Source organism: Candidatus Peribacteraceae bacterium (genome assembly GCA_041661065.1).
Taxonomy (GTDB): Bacteria; Patescibacteriota; Gracilibacteria; order Peribacterales; family Peribacteraceae; genus CAIKAD01.
Window position 1 is genome coordinate 1,016,722 of sequence record JBAZVD010000001.1, and the last position, 15,737, is coordinate 1,032,458.

The window sequence follows — 15,737 nt, forward strand, 5'->3', positions numbered from 1 at the left end:
AGAATATTGCGCCGGCCACTCCGGCTGTGCCTCCCGCTGCTCCGGCGGAACCCGTTGCTCCCGCCGCCCCCGAGGCGCCGGCTGCGTAAGGGTAATCGTGCGCAAGCACGTCGAAAGGCCGGGGTCCGCCCCGGTCTTTCGCAACCAAAATACCAACTCCTACTCCTGCTGTTCACTGGCAGCCGTCCTCTTCTCCTCAGCCGCGGCCATTCTCTCAAAGGCGCCGCGCGTGGTTTCCATCTGCAGGTCTTCGACTGTCTGCATAGCTCTGCTCCTGCCACGCTCAACCACCTCCGACTGTAAGAAATTCTCCGGATGTGAACACGTGTCCATGGGAAAGGGGGGAAGAAATTGGACGCCACTCTAGCGCCAACCACGGGAAGGTCAATGGTACGCGGACCGGTTATCCATTGTCTCAATGTCGCATTACCCCTTCGTATGGACCGCCTCTGCCAGATCCTGGGGCTTCATCTTCAATTCCCGAACCGACTTACGGTAGAAGAATCCGATGACGCCGAAGGTGATGACGGGTGACACCCACGAGGGGATGTGCATGCCGAAGGCGTCGACGAGCATGATGGCGCCCAGGAAGAGGATGGAGTACATGGCGCCGTTCTTGAGGTAGAAGTACTTCTTCACACGCTCGATGTTGCCGATGGTCATCTGGCGGACGATGACGGCACCGAGGCCGTTGCCGAGGAGGATGAGGGGCACGGAGAGCGTGAAGGCGAAGGCGCCCAGCACGCCGTCGATGCTGAAGGTGGCGTCGATGACCTCCAGATACAGGATCTTGCTGATGTCGGAGAGGCCGCCTTTCTTCATCATCTGCTCTTCCGCCTTGGCCGCGTTCTCCTTGAACCCGTGCGTGATGAAGAACGCCGTGGAGCCCACCACTGTGCCGAACGCCATGAGAGGATTCTGGCGGATGGCGAACCACACGAGTGCGGAGAGGAGGACGGAAACAACGGCGTAGAACCACACGCCCTGCCGCACGAAGAACTTCTCCGCGCCGAGGCCGAAGTGCTTGGGCTCCAGGAAGAGCCAGTGGAAGAAGAGGAAGACGAGAAAGGTGCCGCCGCCCGCCAGGAGGATGGGCGCGGACTGCTCGATGGATTCCGCCACGCGCGGGTCGTTGCTGAACGTTGCGGTGAGGGAGCCCAGGAAGCCGAGGCCGGGGTTGGTGGCCCAGATGATGAGCCACGGGAGGAAGCCGCGGATGACGAAGACGGCGAAGAGGATGCCCCAGACCAGGAACCACCGCCGCGCCTTCTTGCCCATGGTGGTGAGCACTTCCGCGTTGATGATGGCGTTATCCACGGAACTGATGGTTTCGAACAAGGCGAGGCCGGCGACGGTGAGGATGAGGGAAAACCAGGGCATGGGAGCATCCTAACACGAATGTGAGAGTAAAGGAGTGGGCGCAAAAAACCAGCCGCACGGATACAGCGGTTTACAGGAGTAATGGTGCTTGGGTCTTACATCCGGGCGGAGCCGACGGGATTCGCCTGCCCTCCGAAGCCTTGGCGAAGGAGGGAACCCGCGACCTCCACAGTGACCCACCTCCGCTAAAGCTACAGTGGGCAGGCAGTGTGGCGCACCATGTTCAGATATGTCGAGAAGGCTCTGGTTTGATGGAAATGATTCTGGCGGAGCCGACGGGATTCGAACCCGCGACCTCCACAGTGACAGTGTGGCGCTCTAACCAGCTGAGCTACGGCTCCAGAATTTTAAAAAAAATGTCACGCGGTAAGACCAAAGAGCCAGGAGACAGTACCAGTTTCCTGCCTTGCTGACAATGCGGGCAAAGGGCATTTTGCGGCTGTCTGAAGGTGAGTTCATTGTATTCCCGCTCGGACTCCTTCATATTTCCCTCCGAGCATGCCGTTCCAGCCTATCGCCTCCTACGGCTTCATCGGGAACCTGGGGTCGTGCGCGCTGGTGGGGAAGGACGGGTCCGTTGATTGGTGCTGCCTGCCCCGGCTGGATTCGCCGAGCGTCTTTGCCGCCATTTTGGACCCCGAGCGCGGGGGGTCGTTCTCCGTGGCCCCGGCGGAGAGCTGGGAGAGCGTGCAGGAATACCACCCCGACACCAATGTCCTGCGCACCGTCTTCACGTGCGGGAGCGGCACCTTGGAAGTGACGGACTGGATGCACATGAGCAGCTTCAGCTTCGAGGAGCAGGAACAGCACCGGCTCCCCGCCCTGTACCGCAAGGTCCGCTGCACGGCGGGCAACGTCCGCTGCCGCATCGTGTTCAACCCCCGTTTGGATTACGGCCGCGGCAAGACCGCGCTCTCGCCCTTCAAAGGCGGCCTCCTGGTGGAAGGGGCCAGCGACGTGCTGCGGCTCTACGCGCCCTGCGCTTTCACGTTCAGCGAGAAGGGCGCGGAAGCGCTCCCCGGCTTGGAGGAGGGCGAGGAGTTCTCCCTCCTGTGCACCTACGGCAACATGGAGCGGGAGGATATCCCGCCGCCGCAGCGCAGCCTGGAGAAAACCATCCTCTTCTGGAACCGCTGGGCTGCGGGACGCGAAACGGGGGACCTGCGGCTGCCGGAGCAGTGGAAGAAACAGGTGACGCGTTCGGCGCTGGTGCTCAAGGTGCTCGCGGGCGGCAAGGGCATCGCCGCGGCCGCAACCACGTCCCTGCCGGAGATCCCCGGCGGGAGCGACAACTGGGACTACCGCTTCAATTGGATACGGGATACCTCCTTCACGGTGCAGGCGCTCACCGCCCTGGGGCATTTGAACGATGCGCGCGAGTTCCTCGACTGGCTCACGGACCTGCTGGTGACGAGCGGCCGCCGGCCAGCCGACCTCAAGGTGCTCTACCCCCTGCACGCCGTGACGCTCGGCGGCGAGGAGGAATTGACGCACCTGCGCGGCTACATGGATTCCCGCCCCGTGCGCATCGGCAACGGCGCGGCCGAGCAGGGACAGCACGACATCTACGGGGAAATCCTGGAAACCGTGTACCGGTCGGAGCACCTGCACCCGGGCATGGACCATGCGCTCTCGGGTGTGCTGCGGGACATCGTGGATTACGTGTGCGATATCTGGCACAACCCCGACCACGGCATCTGGGAACTGCGCGCGGAGCCCTGCCACTACGTCTACTCCAAGGTGATGTGCTGGGTGGCGATGGACCGGGGGATCCGCCTCGCGGAACTGCACGGCTGGAACGTGGACCTGGACAGGTGGAAAGCGGAGCGGGCCGCCGTGCACGCGGAAGTGATGGAGAAGGGGTACGACGCGCGGCGGGGATCCTTCGTGCAGTCGTACGGGTCGGACGTGCTGGATGCCACGGCGTTGCTCCTGCCCATCCTGGAGTTCCTGCCGCCGGACCATCCGGCCGCCATCGCCACCCTGGAGACGGTGCGGCGCGAGCTGGCGGACGGGGCGCTCGTCTACCGCAGCAGCGCTCACCACCGGAAGGAGGGGGCGTTCGGATTCTGCAGCTTCTGGCTGGTGGACGCTCTGGCGTTCGCGGGGCGCGTGGGGGAAGCCCGCAAGAACTTCGAGGAACTCCTGCGCCTGGGGAACCGCCTGGGGCTGTATTCCGAAGAGATCGATCCGGCGACGGGCGCCTTCCTGGGCAACTTCCCCCAAGCCTTCACGCACGTGGGACTCATCAACAGCGCTCTCTACCTCTCGCGCTTCCTGGGGGAAGAATCCCCCGCCCAACCGCTCATGGGCGAGAAGCATTTGCCGTAGACCTCCACGGCGCCTGCGGGAACCGCGGCTCAATCGAGGTACAGCATTGGGTTCTTCTTGACGCCGTTCACGCGCACTTCGTAGTGGATGTGGATGCCCGTGGGGCCGTAAACGAGGCCGGAGTTGCCCATCCACGCGATGCTCTGCCCCCGCTCCACGGTATCCCCCTCTTTGACGTACAGTTCCTTGTTGTGCCCGTAGAGCGTGACGAGCCCGTTGCCGTGGTCGATCTCCACCACGTTCCCGTACCCGCCGTTCCACCCCTTGTCCGCGCGGATCACCGTGCCGGCTTCCGAGGCGAAGATGGGGCCGCCCCCGCGCGTTTGCGCGTCAATGGCGAAGTGGCGGGCGTTGAAGTACTGCGTGATGATGCAGTTTTCGCAGGGCATTTGGAGCACCGTCTGCGTGAGCACGGCGCCCACCGCGGGACCCACCGCCTGCGCCGGCTTTGCGCCGCCCCCGGGCGTGGGGCGCACCTGCACGTCGCTCGCGTTCACGGTATCCCCGAACCGCAGCACCCCCGCCACCGCCCCCGGCAGCGGCTTGCCGAAGGGAATGATGAGCTGCTGGCCGGCCAGGATCATGCTGCCGCGCAGCTTGTTCTGCCGCTGGATCTCATCCAGGGCGACGTCGTACAGCTGCGCGATGCGGCCGAGCGTCTGTCCCCGCCGCACCGTGTGGAGCACCCCGTCCACGGGGAGGATCACCAGCTCCTGGTTCGGCTGGATGGAGACCCCCGGCTCGATGCCGTTCGCCCACTGGATTGTTTCCGGCTTCAGATTGTAGTGCTTGGCGATGTTCTGGAGCGTTTCCCCCTGCTTCACCTTGTGGATGATCCCCTCCCCGTACGCGAGGCGGGACCCCTGCTGCCCGAGGGAGGATTGCTTCATGAGGAAGCCGTCCTCCACGAACAGGAACTGCTGCGAGGAGACGGGCATATTCTCCTGCGCCTGCGCGCTGCGGGGGACGTACGGCGGCAGCAGCGACACCAGCACGAAAACGGTGACGCAGATCAGCCGCATACGGAAGGTGAGCCAGCGAAGGAGGGGGGAGCGCATGGGGGATCAGAAGGTCATCTCCTCCATCGCCGCCAGGACGGCACGCATGTCCGCGTACCGGTTGTGGGAACCGAACAGCAAGGTGACGTACTCCCGCCCCCCCTGCCGCACGAGCGAGAACAGGCACTGCCCCGCGGCGTCCGTGGTTCCCGTTTTCCCCGCGATGATCCCGCCCTCGCCCAGCATGGCATGCGTGTGCCGGAAGGAGAGGGTACGGCTGCCGTAGGAGAGGATGGAGGCGGACGGGAGCGCCATGCGCGCGCGGAGCGGCTCTTTGCGCAGGACGAAGGCCGCCAGCCACGCGATGTCGCGGGCGGTGGAGCGCTGGCCCGGGTCATCCAAGCCCACGGCGTTGGCGAACGAGGTGTCCCGCAGCCCCAGCACCTGCGCCCGCGCGTTCATCTCCGTCACGAACGCCTCCTCGGACCCCGCATGGAAGTGCGCCAGCGCCACCGCGGCATCGTTGGCGGACGCCACGAGCAGGCTCGTGAGCAAATCCCCCACCGCGTACTGTTCCCCGGACGCCAACCCCACCGTGCTCCCCTTCACGCGCTCGATGCCATCCGGCACCGTCACCGTCTCGCCCAAATCGTGCTGCTCGACGATGAGGAGCGCCGTCATCAGCTTGGCCAAACTCCCCATCGCCCGCGGCTCCGCGGCGCGCTTCTGGAACAGCGTCTGTCCGCTCTGCAGGTCCACGATGAGCACGCCGGACGACGAAAGGCGGCGCGAAAGTTCGAGCATGGTGGAGGCGCTCCCCGTAAAGGGCAGGGGCGCCGCGATCGCCAGGTTCTGGAGCGCCGCCTGGTCCAGGGAGGGAGCACTCGACACGGGCAGCATGCCCATCAGAAGAACCGATAGGACGGGACCGAACATCTCCTCCAGTGTAGGAGGACTTTCCCGCTCCGTGAAGAGGGAAAGGGAAGATTGTGGCCACGGGGACAATGCGTGGGGAATGTGGGGAGTTGACGAGAAGCAGACATTATTGAGCGTTTAGAGTGACATGCGGAGACAATGCGGAAGATGCCGAGGACGCCTCTGCGTGCCTCTCCTCCAGCTCGTAAGGACGCCATGGCATGGCGTCCTTATCAACCGAAATCCTCGGCATCGTCACTTATACACCACTCTCCCCACCAACCTCAAATCCACATACTGCCTCGCCTCCCCCTGCGGCACGTTCTTGAGGAACACGCCGTAGCGGAAGAACTGGTCCTGCAGCGGCCCCGACGCGTCGAACCACAGGCTGTAGCGCGGCGTGCGCAAATGGAATTCCCGCGCGCGCAGGTACACGGTGCGCTCGGTGACCTTGAGGCCGTACTGCTGGCGCAGCAGCTCCTCCGCCGCCCGCATGCGTTTGAGGAAGTCGGGGGAAAGGAGGGGGGAACCCGGTGCCGGGCGCACCGCCCAATCCACGATGCGGAGGGACTGCAGGGGCGCGGAGACGGCGGCTTCGAAGGGAAGGGAGAGATAGAGGCCGTTCTCCGTGAGGTAATCGAAGCGGGGCGCGGGTTTCTTTACGGATCCGCTCCCGGAGGGAAGGGCGCTTCCCGAAGCCGTGACGGCCGCCACGCTCCCCCTCCCTTCCTCATCGATCTGCAGGCGCGCCAGGAGCGACTGGAGCGTGATGGTGATGGCGAGCGTGGAGGGGTATTGCTTGTCCACCTCGATCTTCGCGGCATCCGGCATGGCGTCCTGCACCAGCAGGCGTACGTCCTGCGCGGGAAGGAAGAACAGGTGCTTGCCGAAGAGGGGGCGCAGCGCCTTCTGGATCTTCTCGCTGTCCAGGCGGGGGTCGGTGCGTTTGACCCGCATCTCCCGCACGTGCACGAGCGGGGAGAAGAGGATGACTCCGAACGTGATGAGGAGGGCCGTTGCGAGGCTCAGCCACAACCACTGCCGCAAAAAATCCCACCCCCACGAGAACACCCGCTGCGACTTGCGGAGCCCGCGCACCCACCGCTCCCGGGTGTACTGCCTGCGCCGCACGTGCCTCCGCTTGACGAAGGCCGCCGTGCTTTTGCTCACATGGCGGTTGAACCGACGCGGAAGGCGTGTGGGACGCAACAACATCGGGCCTCATCATAGAGTGTTTTGAGGGTTTGCGGAAAGGAGAGGATAGGAGAGAAGAGTCCGATGATTCCGATGAGTCCGAGGAATGTAAGGAAGAAACGCCGAATTTCCCTCCACATCTGTTTGTCGGAATCGTCGGAATCCTCGGAATCCTCTATCATCCCCCCATGAACCTCGCCATCATCGCGGACTGGCTCACCGTCTTCGGCGGCGCCGAACACGCCATCGCGGAGTTCCATGCGTTGTGGCCGCAGGCGCCCATCTTCACCACCGTGGCGCGGCGGAGCCGCCTGGGCCCCTTGAGCGGCGCGGACATCCGTGTGACGCCGCTGCAGAAGTGGTACCGGCTCGTCGGCTTGCATCAGGTCCTCCTCCCCTGGATGCCGCGCGTGGTGGAAGATATCGACCTCCGCGGCTTCGACGTGGTGCTCAGCTCCTCCCATGCGGTGGCCAAGGGGATCATCCCGCCGCCCGGCGCCCGCCACGTGTGCTACTGCCACACGCCCATGCGCTACGCATGGGAAATGGAGGAGCAGTACCTCAAGGACTTCCGGATCCCGCAGTGGCTGCGGCCGCGCATCAAGCGTCAGCTCAAGAGGCTGCGGCGCTGGGACCTGCAGACGGCCAAGCGCGTGGACACGTTCATCGCCAACTCCACCGAGACGCAGCAGAGGATCCGGCGCATCTACGCGCGGGAGAGCACGGTCATTCCCCCGCCCGTCTCCGACCGTTTCTTCGAAGCACCGCTCCGGCCCATGGGAGAACGGAAGGAATTCCTCGCCATCGGCCGTTTGGTCCCGTACAAGCAGTTCGATCTCCTCATCGCCGTGGCGAACGCGCTCCAGCTCCCGCTCACGATTGCGGGACGCGGGCATGATGAGGGCAGGCTCCGCAAGCTCGCGGGCCCCACGGTCACCTTCCGCGGCTTCGTGCCGGAGGCGGAGCTTCCCTCGCTCTACGCGGGGACCAAAGCGCTGCTCTTCCCGCAGTACGAGGATGCGGGGATCGTGCCCGTGGAAGCGCAGGCGTGCGGCACCCCGGTGATCGCCTACGGCGCGGGCGGCGCCCTGGACAGCGTACGGGACGGGAAGACGGGGTTGTTCTTCGCCGAGCAGACGCAGGAATCGCTCGTCGACGCCCTCCGTGCGTTCTCCACCCGACGCTTCGACCCCGACGCGATTCGGGATTTTGCCCGTCCCTTCGCCGCCTCCAAGTTCAAGGAGCGGATACGGGAGGAAGTGGAAAAGGGAACGAAGGATGTATAGACATCGTATATACAACATATTCGATCATCCTAGACACTCCTCGGACTCTTCGGCATCGTCGGAATCCTCATTTCATTTCCCCCTGCATATCCCCCACCAACTCTTCCAGGATCTCGTGCAACGTCACGATGCCCACCACCTTGTGCCCGTCGTCACGGACGACGGCCAGGTGCAAGCGGCGCCCACGGAGGACCTCCAATATGGCGTCCGCGCGCATGCGGGAGGAGACCAGCACCGGCTCATGGACGATGGTCATCACGGAGTCCTCCCCCCTCCCCTCCACCAGCGCCTGCAAAATGTCGCGGCTCATCACGAACCCGCGGACCTCGTCCGGGCCCGGGCCGATGACGGGATAGCGGTGGTGCAGCGCCTTCGCCGCGATGTCCGCCGCCCCGCGCATGGTCGTCTGCGGCGCAAAGGCCACCATGCGCTCGCGGGGAATCATGATGTCGGCGGCCGTGCGGTCGTTAAGGAAGAAGGTGCGGGCGATCATGCGCTGCTCGTCTTCCTCGATGAGCCCCCGCCGCGCCCCGATTTTTACGAGCGCGCGGATCTGCTCCTCCGTGCCCACCGGCCGCTCGCCCTTGCGGAACGGCTTGACCATCCACTCGATGAGGGAGACGACGGGCGAGAAGACGAGGATCACCGCCAGGAGGATTGGCGCGCTGAAGCGTGCTACCGCCGGCGCGTGTCGCGTGCCCAGCGCCTTGGGGATGATTTCCGAGAAGAGGATGGTGAGCGCCGTGAGGACGGCGGTGAGCACGCCCAGCACCTGGTTGCCGAAGAGCAGCGTGGCGCGCACGCCGATGACCACCGGCCCCAGGATGTTGACGGCGTTGGTGAGGATGACGAGCATGATCACCGCGCGCATCTGCCGGTCCATGAGCCGCCGCAGCGCGCCCCCTCCGTACAGGTGCCGCGCTGCCACTTCTTCCACCTCCGCCTGGTGAAGGCTGATGATGGCGGCATCGAGGAGCGAGAGCAGCCCGGAGAGCGCCACGAATGTGATGACCAAGAGGATGAGTTCCGTCATAGGAAATGGGATGATAGCAGAAGAAGATGCCGAGGATTACGAGAAAACCGGCGCCGCGTGGACGCCGGTTGATCTGATAGTTGTCACAACCAACTCTCTTACTGCCCGTTACAAGAGGGAAGCCGTGCAGCCAGATTGTAGTAATACAATGCGCGCTTCGTATCCTCCGCGCCTTGGGCAAACGAGACGATGCGCTGCTGCGCCATTTCCCTCACCAGTACTTCTCGGATCACATCGGGCGGCTGCGATTGGTCATGCAATAAATCCTCCAGGAACTGCGCACATCCCACGGGATCATCCCTGAGTTGCACCACTCGCTCGTGAACTTTGGCGCGATACTTGTCCACATCCGCACTTTCATTCTTTGCTTTAAGAATAATCAGGACGAACACGACAATCATAGCCATCACCGACAACCCGATAATCACATATAAACTATTAATTCGCGATCGTATCATACTGTTGCACTCCTACTCCGGTGACAATGATCAGAAGATGAGCCGGAAGTGATGCCACGAGAGTGGCATCGCCGGTTCAATGAACATTATTCGCTGTATTTTATTTCTGTCAATCCCTCCCTCTTTTCCGCTTCTCTATCATCCATTCAATGCAACGCGATCCGCAGTCCCATAAAGGAGAGAATGGCAAAGTGGCCGTGATCGGCGGAAGCGCCACCATCCACGGCGCACCGCTGCTCTCCGCGCTGGCGGCGGAAGCGAGCGGGGTGGATTTGATCTTCGTCGCCGTGCCCAAGCTGCACCAGTTCATCTCGCGGATGACGTCCCTCAATTTCCAAGTCCATCCCTTCGCGGGGGACGAACTTGCGGCGGAGGACGTGCCCGTGCTGCTCGAGCTCCTGGCGACGATGGACGCCGCGGTCATAGGCCCCGGCCTTTCCCGCACGCCGGAGGTGCTGGATGCGCTCAAGACCCTCGTTGCGGAAGCGCCGTGCGCGCTGGTGCTGGATGCCTCCGCGCTGCAGCCGTGGACCATTGACGTTGTGCGGGGAAGGGACGCCGTGCTCACGCCGCATCTGGGGGAACTGGAGCGGATGGGGCTGGAGGAGAAGGAGATCGGCAAGGCGGCGAAGGAAGCGGAGATCACCATCCACCTCAAGGGGCCGGAGGACCGCATCGCCGCCGCGGACGGTACCGTCCATTTGGTGACGGGAGGGAACGCGGGGTTGACGGTGGGAGGCACGGGCGACGCGCTGGCGGGGCTGATCGGGGGGCTCAGGGCGCAGAAGCTGCCCGCGGAGGACGCCTGCAAGGCGGCGAGCACGGTGATCAAGCGGGCGGGAACGATGCTCTTCGAGGAAAAAGGAGCGGCGTATACGGCGGAGGAGGTGATTGATCTGATACCGGAGCTGTTGCGAACCATTGATGAACAATGAGAAATGAAAAAATGAGAAATGCAAAATGATGGGAGTATTTCCTCAGATCGAGCGTATGCAGCAATCATTTCTCATTTTGCATTTCACATTTCTCATTCATAGACGTTCTCTGATTCATCGCTACCATACCCACACATATGCCCTCTCAACCGTTCCGCATCTTCGACCAATTTAGCAACCGCCTTACTATCGCCTTCTTTGATAAGAAGGATGGCGCGCACACAGATGAATCCGTGCGGGAGAAGATGAACGCCCGCATCGTGGTGGCACTCGACCAGGTACACGGCGGCACAGCCGTGATCACACGCGAGAGAATCCGGAGGGACGTGCAAGCGGACGCGGTGGCGACGGATGCATCCCACCTCGCTCTCACCATCCGCGTTGCCGACTGCCAGTCCTTCCTCATCTATGCGCCGGAGCAACACGTTGTTGCGCTCGCCCATGCCGGATGGAAGGGCCTTTTGGCGGGCATCCTCCCCGCCACGTTCGACCTGCTTCGGGAGGAATGGAATATCCGCCCCGAGGATACGTACGTCGCCGCGGGACCCTCCCTGTGCCGGGAGTGCGCGGAGTTCACGGATCCGCGCAAGGAGCTGCCGGGTATCGACCGCCGGTTCTTCTCGGGGAGGAACGTTGACCTGCGGGCGATTGCCGAAGACCAGCTGTGGAAGCTGGGCGTGCGGGAGGAACGGTTCGAGCGTCAACCCGATTGCACGGCTTGCGGCAGCGGAACCTACTGGTCCTATAGAGGAGGCGACCGTGATGCGGTACGCAAAGGTTCAACAAATTTGCTGGCATGTTCGCTGCGGCCGTTGGTACGATGATGTCCGTCTCGACGACCCGTCATGTGGCAGCAACGTTTCTTCTCTAATAGCTTGTGAAGGGAGGCTCAATCGTTCGGCGCTGTGGCGCCGGGCTGCGGCCACCCACCTGGACACGCCAGGGACAAGCGTCACTGCCCGACGGTCGTTTGGACGTATTGCGAAAGGGCAAACCTTGTCGGTTTTCCCTTTCGGAAAACCCTTTCCCTTCAAGGTGTGCCTCCAGGCAGGCGGAGCCTGCCTTCGGCACTTGTTTCATTCGCAAACGAGATTGGACATGTTAGTAAAACGGAAGCGGCATTGCGCGAATTCATTCGCGTGATGCCGCAGCGGGATCGTTTGGTTCCCGCCAAGAGCTGCTACAATGGACGCCATGCGGTCTCCCCGGACGAAACGGCCCCGCCCTTCCCCGGGACTCCTGCGCGCCTTCGGAGGATCCTTTGCCATGACCGCGCTCCTCCTTGCAGGGGTCACGGCGGCGGCAGTATGGGGTATGCAGCCTTCTTCCCTCCGCGCTTCCCTCACCCAGCCCGTCCTCCCGCCCACCCCCCCGGCGCTCCACGACAACTACACGATGCAAGAGGATGCCACCCTGCTCATGGAGGTGCCGGGCGTGCTGCTGAATGACCTTGCGGCAAGTAAGAGGGGATTGACGGCCGTCCTGTTGAAGGCACCCGTCCACGGCGCGTTCACGCTGGGAAGGGACGGATCCTTCCTCTACGTGCCGCAGGAGGATTTCCACGGGGATGACTCCTTCGTCTACCGCACCTATGCCGGCACCACGGGCTCCTCCCCCGCCACCGTTTCCCTCACCGTCACCTCCGTCAACGACGCGCCGGTGGCGGCGCCGGATTCCTACGTCATCGAGAGGCTCTCTCCGCGCACCATCCCCGCCGCGGAGGGGCTGCTGCAAAACGACGGCGACAAGGAGAGCACCGCGCTCACCGCCATCCTCACCGTCCCGCCCTCCTCCGGCATCCTGGCCCTGGAGCCCGACGGCTCGTTCACCTTCGTCCCCGCCCCCACTACGCCGGACACGGTGACCTTCATGTACCAAGCGAGCGACGGGGAAGATGCCTCCGCACCCGTAACGGTGACGTTGACACTGCAATGACATCCTACGCCGTTCCGCCCACGGGCATGCTCGGCAGGCCGGCCGCGGAACCGGAAGACGGGACGCGCACGCCGTTCCAACGCGACCGCGACCGCATCATCCACACGCAGGCGTTCCGCAGGCTGCAGGGGAAGACGCAGGTGTTCGTGGCGGGGGAAGGCGACCACTACCGGACGAGGCTGACGCACACCATGGAAGTGGCGCAGATCGGGCGGGACATCGCGCGCACGCTGGGGCTGAATGAGGACCTTACGGAATGCATCGCGCTCGCGCACGACCTGGGCCACCCGCCCTTCGGCCACCGCGGGGAGGAGACGCTGGATACGTGGATGAAGGGGCACGGCCTCTCCTTCGAGCACAATGCGCAGTCGGTGCGCATCGTCACGCTGCTGGAGCAGCATTCCCCGCTTGCGGCGGGGCTCAACCTGAACCGGGAAGTGGTGGAAGGGATGCAGAAGCACCGTGAAGCGTTGAACCGCCCGCCCCTCGGGTTCCCCAGGGGACTCTCTCTGGAGGCGCAGGCGGTGAACTGCGCGGACGAGATCGCCTACCTCGGCCATGACTGCGACGACGGGTTGCGCGCGGGACTCTTCTCCATGGACGAGGCATCGGCCATCCCCCTCGTGCAACAGGCGAACGAGAGGAGGAAGGAGCGCAAGACCCTGCTGGGCGGCGCGCTCATCCACCTGCTCGTCACCGACCTCTACGCGGAAACGGCGCGGCGGCTGGAAACCGCGGGCATCCGCACGCTGGAGAACGCGTACGATTCCCCCGCGCCCCTCGTGTACTTCTCCGATGCGCTGGAAGGGGACTTGGCCCCGCTCCGGGCATTCCTGTGGGAACGGATGTACAGCCATCCGCGCGTGGTGGAGGCGAGCGAGGAAGGGCAGGGGATTATCCGCACCCTCTGCGACCGGTTCCTGCAGAACCCTCCGGAAAAGATCTTGGAGCTCCAAGCCGATACGCGAAGCACCCTCCCCGAAGCCGTGAAGGACTACGTGGCGGGGATGACGGATATGTATGCGAGGATGTTGGTTTCTCGGTTGTAAGTGTTTGGAGTGAGGTAGTAGGTAGTAGGTTGTAGGTTGTAGAAGAAAATAAGCATTCTACCCCCTACCCCCTACCCCCTACCCCCTACCCCCTATCCCCTACCACCTACTCTCCGATTTTCAGAACAGGAACCCCCGCTCCCTGTTGCAGAACCGCCTTGGGCACGGACGAGGAAGAGGATTGCGCGGCGGGTTTCTGCGTCCCGATGAAACTGGAGAAGGGCGGCAGTTCCCCCATGGGATCGATGGCGGCACCATCGCGGAAGACGCCGAAGTGCAGGTGCGGCCCCGTGGAGAGCCCGGCGCCGGGCGTGCCGGGGCGCCCGCCGGAAAGGCCGAGCACGTCCCCCGCCTTCACCACGGCGCCGCGCAACACCGAGAACGTGGTGAGGTGCCCGTAGAGCGTCACGGTGCCGTCGGCATGTTTGACCGTCACGTAACTGAAGCCCAGACCGTGGTCCGCCGTTTCTTCCACCGTGCCGTCCGCCGCCGCGCGCACGTCCGTGCCCTGGAGGACGGGGATGTCCACCGCGTCGTGCGCGAAGCCGAAGCGGTCTTCGTACGCGGGGTCATGGAAGCCGGCGGAAATGCCCAGCGTGGGTTGCACCGGCCACGCGAGCGCCACGCGCGCCACGCCCTGCGGGGGGTTGGCCCCCAGCGCAATGGCGTGCTGCTGCGCCTCCCAAATCTGCCCCAGGGCCGCAAGCATGAACTCGTCGGCGCGCTGCTGGTCCTGTAACAGCGATTGGAGGATGCGCGAGGCGTTCTGGAACTGGAGAGCGAGCGTGGGATCAACCTCGTCACCCATCGAAGCGCGCTCCGCATCCAACACCTTCAACTGTCCGCGGAGGATCTCCACCTTGCGCTGCAGCATTTCCTGCTCCGCGCGTCCGCGGAGCACGTCCAGCTCCGCCTGTGTGGGGGGCCGCGCACGGGAAGAGAGCGCGGAAGAGTTTTGTCCGCCCACCGCTTCGGCCACCGCGGCGCCGTAATCCGATGACGTTGCCCCCGCAGGCTCCGCCGCGTAGGGCAAGGAAGAAGCTGCGCCTCCCGTGAGGTCGGCCGCCAAGCCGCCGCCTTGCAGCGAGTTGTACAGACCCCAGCCGATGGCGCCGACGATCGCCAACGTGAGGAACGGACGTGGAACATCAATTTCTATCTTCATTTCTGATCAGTATACCAAAAATCCGCTTTCCCGACCATTGGGGAATGTTAAATTAGAAATGAGAAATGAAAAATGACAAGGCCGCTTCCTCTTCCAGGCGCCTCAATCCAAATGCCCTTTGCGCATGTCCATCATCATCGACTCCCCCGCTTTCTTCCCGCCCCGGAACACCCGCATCTGCCACGTGAGGTTGATCCCCCGCCCCACCGCGGTGTCGCTCGTGAGGGTGAGCATCAAGGCGTCGCCCGCTTGGGCATGCAGCGGCTCCGGGAGAAAGAGCGCGATCTGTTCCCAGTGCGTGGCCGCCTTGGAGGGATCGGTGGAGAGGATGATGCCGGGGGCGAGTTCCGCCTCCCACCACAGGGCGCACCCGTAGACCGAGGCGCCCTCCGCAACCTTCCACTGCCCCGTGAGCGCGCGGCGGCTCTCGTTCGGCTGCGTAAAATCCAGCGCATCAACCACCTGCGCCGCGCTCCCCCCGCCGAGGAGATCCGCGGGGAGCATGGTCCGCACGTACGCGTTGTGGAACGCCACTTCGCGCGCGGGGGTAAAGTCCAGGCCGAAGCCGACCTGCCCCCATACGTCCAACTCCCTCACCGGCCTGTCGCTGATGATGGGGCAGGCGAACTGCGTGAGGCCGCGCGGAATGAGCGTGCCGCCCGGTTTGAGGTACCGTTCCCGCGCGTCGTTCATGGTTTCCAGGATGTGCTCCTCCAGCGCGTAGTTCCCCAGCGTCTCGGAGACGACGACGTCCGCGGGCACCGGCTTCTTCACCTCCGTCGAGTGGCGGTGGACGAAGGTGCAGTTCTTGATGCCGTTGCGCTTGGCGATGTTCTTCCCCACCGCCCACACGTCCCCGCTCTCGTAGAGGTGGCACTCCTTGGCTCCCGCTTGCGACGCGATGAACCCCAGGAACCCCGTCCCCGCGCCGATGTCCGCCACGACGGAACCGGGTTTGACCGCGGCGCGCAGCGCTTTGGCGAACGCTTCGTTGCGCACGGTATCCGCCAGCATCTTGCGGTGGAAGTCGATCATGACGAAAGAGGAACGGCGCCAGT

The 15,737-nt window shown here is 64.0% G+C and carries 14 protein-coding genes and 1 tRNA gene; 6 read left to right on the top strand and 9 right to left on the bottom strand.

Going from position 1 to position 15,737, the window contains the following annotated elements; genetic code table 11:
• Positions 1 to 426: 426 nt before the first annotated feature.
• Together WC698_04650 and WC698_04655 are read right to left on the bottom strand one after the other, a co-directional pair.
• Complete coding sequence (locus tag WC698_04650; protein MFA6039523.1) at positions 427 to 1,380, bottom strand: DUF475 domain-containing protein; 954 nt, start codon at positions 1,378 to 1,380, stop codon at positions 427 to 429.
• Between the two features lie 264 nt (positions 1,381 to 1,644).
• Positions 1,645 to 1,721 (bottom strand) — tRNA-Asp (locus tag WC698_04655).
• 157 nt (positions 1,722 to 1,878) lie between these two features.
• On the opposite strand from WC698_04655, the gene WC698_04660 reads away from it, so the two are divergent.
• On the top strand, positions 1,879 to 3,711 hold the full coding sequence (locus WC698_04660; GenBank protein MFA6039524.1) for a glycoside hydrolase family 15 protein: 1,833 nt from the start codon (positions 1,879 to 1,881) through the stop codon (positions 3,709 to 3,711).
• 29 nt (positions 3,712 to 3,740) lie between these two features.
• Here WC698_04660 and WC698_04665 read toward each other — a convergent pair whose 3' ends face one another.
• From WC698_04665 to WC698_04675, 3 genes are all read right to left on the bottom strand, one after another.
• Positions 3,741 to 4,769 carry a peptidoglycan DD-metalloendopeptidase family protein gene (locus WC698_04665; GenBank protein ID MFA6039525.1) on the bottom strand — a complete coding sequence of 343 codons (1,029 nt, stop codon included), beginning with the start codon at positions 4,767 to 4,769 and terminating at the stop codon, positions 3,741 to 3,743.
• Between the two features lie 6 nt (positions 4,770 to 4,775).
• Positions 4,776 to 5,645, bottom strand: a complete 870-nt coding sequence (locus tag WC698_04670; GenBank protein ID MFA6039526.1) for a serine hydrolase — start codon at positions 5,643 to 5,645, stop codon at positions 4,776 to 4,778.
• A gap of 234 nt (positions 5,646 to 5,879) precedes the next feature.
• Positions 5,880 to 6,794, bottom strand: a complete 915-nt coding sequence (locus tag WC698_04675; GenBank protein ID MFA6039527.1) for an FtsQ-type POTRA domain-containing protein — start codon at positions 6,792 to 6,794, stop codon at positions 5,880 to 5,882.
• Positions 6,795 to 7,006: 212 nt separating this feature from the next.
• On the opposite strand from WC698_04675, the gene WC698_04680 reads away from it, so the two are divergent.
• Entirely contained in the window at positions 7,007 to 8,104 is a 1,098-nt protein-coding gene (locus WC698_04680) for a glycosyltransferase (protein MFA6039528.1), read from the top strand.
• 67 nt (positions 8,105 to 8,171) lie between these two features.
• On the opposite strand, the gene WC698_04685 is transcribed toward WC698_04680, so the two are convergent.
• Positions 8,172 to 9,137, bottom strand: coding sequence for a CNNM domain-containing protein (locus WC698_04685; protein MFA6039529.1), 966 nt, complete (start codon positions 9,135 to 9,137; stop codon positions 8,172 to 8,174).
• Between the two features lie 98 nt (positions 9,138 to 9,235).
• A complete protein-coding gene (locus tag WC698_04690) occupies positions 9,236 to 9,544 on the bottom strand; it encodes a hypothetical protein (GenBank protein ID MFA6039530.1) in 309 nt (102 codons plus the stop codon).
• Between the two features lie 200 nt (positions 9,545 to 9,744).
• Between WC698_04690 and WC698_04695 the strand changes: the two genes are divergently transcribed.
• The 4 genes from WC698_04695 to dgt all read left to right on the top strand — a co-directional run bounded on the left by WC698_04695 (position 9,745) and on the right by dgt (position 13,514).
• Complete coding sequence (locus WC698_04695) at positions 9,745 to 10,530, top strand: NAD(P)H-hydrate dehydratase (protein ID MFA6039531.1); 786 nt, start codon at positions 9,745 to 9,747, stop codon at positions 10,528 to 10,530.
• 137 nt (positions 10,531 to 10,667) lie between these two features.
• Positions 10,668 to 11,354, top strand: coding sequence for a polyphenol oxidase family protein (locus WC698_04700; protein MFA6039532.1), 687 nt, complete (start codon positions 10,668 to 10,670; stop codon positions 11,352 to 11,354).
• Positions 11,355 to 11,724: 370 nt separating this feature from the next.
• A complete protein-coding gene (locus tag WC698_04705; protein MFA6039533.1) occupies positions 11,725 to 12,465 on the top strand; it encodes a cadherin-like domain-containing protein in 741 nt (246 codons plus the stop codon).
• The gene (gene dgt, locus WC698_04710; GenBank protein MFA6039534.1) at positions 12,462 to 13,514 is read left to right on the top strand and encodes a dNTP triphosphohydrolase; all 1,053 of its coding nucleotides are present in this window, start codon (positions 12,462 to 12,464) and stop codon (positions 13,512 to 13,514) included. The genes WC698_04705 and dgt overlap by 4 nt, the downstream gene beginning before the upstream one ends.
• Positions 13,515 to 13,620: 106 nt before the next feature.
• Here the strand turns inward: dgt and WC698_04715 are convergent, their stop codons facing one another.
• Both WC698_04715 and WC698_04720 read right to left on the bottom strand, forming a co-directional pair.
• Entirely contained in the window at positions 13,621 to 14,679 is a 1,059-nt protein-coding gene (locus tag WC698_04715; protein ID MFA6039535.1) for a M23 family metallopeptidase, read from the bottom strand.
• 102 nt (positions 14,680 to 14,781) lie between these two features.
• Entirely contained in the window at positions 14,782 to 15,714 is a 933-nt protein-coding gene (locus WC698_04720) for a 50S ribosomal protein L11 methyltransferase (protein ID MFA6039536.1), read from the bottom strand.
• Between the last annotated feature and the right edge of the window lie 23 nt (positions 15,715 to 15,737).